The organism is Pseudomonas sp. ES4 (assembly GCF_050586665.1).
In the GTDB taxonomy this organism is placed as follows: Bacteria; Pseudomonadota; Gammaproteobacteria; order Pseudomonadales; family Pseudomonadaceae; genus Aquipseudomonas; species Aquipseudomonas frederiksbergensis.
Window position 1 is genome coordinate 1 of record NZ_JBOBDO010000053.1, and the last position, 2,106, is coordinate 2,106.

At 56.3% G+C, this 2,106-nt stretch carries 1 protein-coding gene and 2 pseudogenes; all 3 read left to right on the forward strand.

From position 1 onward, the window contains the following. Positions 1–626 (forward strand): annotated as a pseudogene (locus ACQ4OB_RS27775) (RHS repeat-associated core domain-containing protein); the annotation flags it as partial. A 504-nt stretch (positions 627–1,130) separates the two neighbouring features. Then, positions 1,131–1,433, forward strand: coding sequence for a hypothetical protein (locus ACQ4OB_RS27780; protein ID WP_430956864.1), 303 nt, complete (start codon positions 1,131–1,133; stop codon positions 1,431–1,433). A gap of 256 nt (positions 1,434–1,689) precedes the next feature. Then, a pseudogene (locus tag ACQ4OB_RS27785) lies at positions 1,690–2,106 on the forward strand (RHS repeat protein); the annotation flags it as partial.

The following is a 2,106-nucleotide window of genomic DNA, read 5'->3' on the forward strand; positions in this document are numbered from 1 at the left end:
CTGAGGTGGGACCTGCGTAACCAGTTGCAGTCGATCAGCCCAGTGGAGCGCGACTCGGGGCTCAATGATCAAGAGTCCTATGTCTACGATGGCGGTGGTCAGCGCGTGCGCAAAATCCGCTCACTGAACACCAATGCCCGAACCGTGGTGGCTGAAGTGCGTTACTTGCCGGGACTTGAACTGCGCACCGACAGTGGCACCAGGGAGGCACTGCAGGTCATCACCGCGCAGGCCGGGCTCAACAGTGTTCGGGTATTGCATTGGGAAACCGATCCGCCGTCCGGCGTGACCAACGATCAGTACCGTTACAGCCTGGTGGATCATCTGAATTCCTGCACGCTGGAGCTCGCCGATGATGCACGAGTCATCAGTCGGGAAACGTATCATCCGTTTGGTACAACCGCCTGGTCTGCCGGCCCGAACGACACCGATGGGGATTACAAACCGTTCGCTATTCGGGCAAGGAACGGGATGCGACGGGGCTTTATTACTATGGATTTCGGTACTACCTACCGTGGTTGCAGCGTTGGTTGAATCCCGATCCTGCCGGGGCAATCGATGGTCTCAATCTTTATCGAATGGTCCGAAACAACCCGGTAGGGTTGGTTGATGTAGATGGGCTCGCACCTGATCCAAAGGACGGTCAGGGCAATGCAGTTTCAAGACTCAGAGGAATGTTTAGCGGACTCAGTACGTCTCCTCAACCGGCACCAGTACGTCCGTTGGTCCCGGCAAGACCGGCTTCACTTACGCCAGCCGCTATTGCACCTTGGCCGAACGCGGAGCAAACGGTTCAGCCCTCGAAAGCCTCGGTGGTCGCGCCTCGAAGACCGCCTCCTATATCGTTGCCAACGGCGGATAAGTCAAATGAAGCGCTTCCTTCCTATGCTGGCGGTTCAATGACTGTGGGCTCACACCAATTGATGCTTGCTACATCGGGTTCCGTCATAGCCACGAGGGCGGACAATCGTTCCCCCAAAACAATACGTAAAGCGGGTGGTTTTTTTCCTAGAGATAATAGAGGGCCCAAAATCAAGGATGAGTTCAGGCGGGCAGTAGTGTCCAATGGGATTAACACCCTGGCCCAGGAACACGTTAGAAGCCCGTTTCCTGGGTACGTATCTACCGGCATGGATGAAGTTTCAGGGGGGTTCGGTGACACAAGAGCCTACCAGTACCGGATGGAAATTCCGGGATTGAAAGAGCGAGACATCAATGATCAGACGCTGGGGCTCGGGGCGCCCTTCGAATTCACTCCCAAAGGACGATTAGACACCAGACTTTTGATGAGTGATGACACGCTTGATGGGGCCGAATTCGTGGCGATTATTCCACCTGTGACAGTGGAAATGACCTTCATTACCCCGATTCCGAATGCCTACATCGTTGCCGTCAGGGAGGCGAAGAGTACTCAATGGAAACCTTTTTTATGATGATCCAGATGTAAAAAGCCCCCCGTTCGACCCTCTGCGATAGGGAAAACGCAGCGGGTCGGGAGGGAGCTTCTTGTGTTACAGATCAATCACTGCGCGATGGTTTTCACCGACACGCCGCGTTCGTTGGCGCAGAGGACGCATGCTATTAATGCCGTTGGTCGGTACTGTAATTTCTGACAGTAGCCTGACCTGCCCACGAACGGTTAGATGACTGCTGGCAAACAGGGACGCGACCGGCATGCAGGCCTCGACGATGGGAATGCACCACCAAACACCCGGATTGTCCGTTGTCGACCCGCGTGGTCTGCCGATCCGTTCGGTTGATTATTGGCGCGAGGTCGAAGGTGACCCCACTCAGGCCCGCATCAATCGCACCTTTCACGATGCCGCAGGCCGTGCGGTTGAACAGTGGGACCCTCGGCTTTGGGCGCTGTCAGAAGAAGATCCATTGAGGCGCGCTAACCTCACCACGGTGTTTTCGCTGGCGGGTAACGCGCTGTTCACTGACAGCGTCGATGCCGGTTGGCAGCTCAACCTGCCAGGTCTGGGCAATGAAGTGTTGCAGGGGTGGGACAGCCGAGGTGCCGGACGTGAGGTCGAATACGATGACTTGCTTCGTCCGTTAGTGGTATTCGAGCAAGGCACGACCGAGCCGCGAAGGGCGGTTGAG

Coding starts and splice junctions, on each gene's coding strand:
- ACQ4OB_RS27780 (WP_430956864.1), top strand. CDS start 1,131: ATGGATGAAGTTTCAGGGGGGTTCGGTGACACAAGAGCCTACCAGTAC.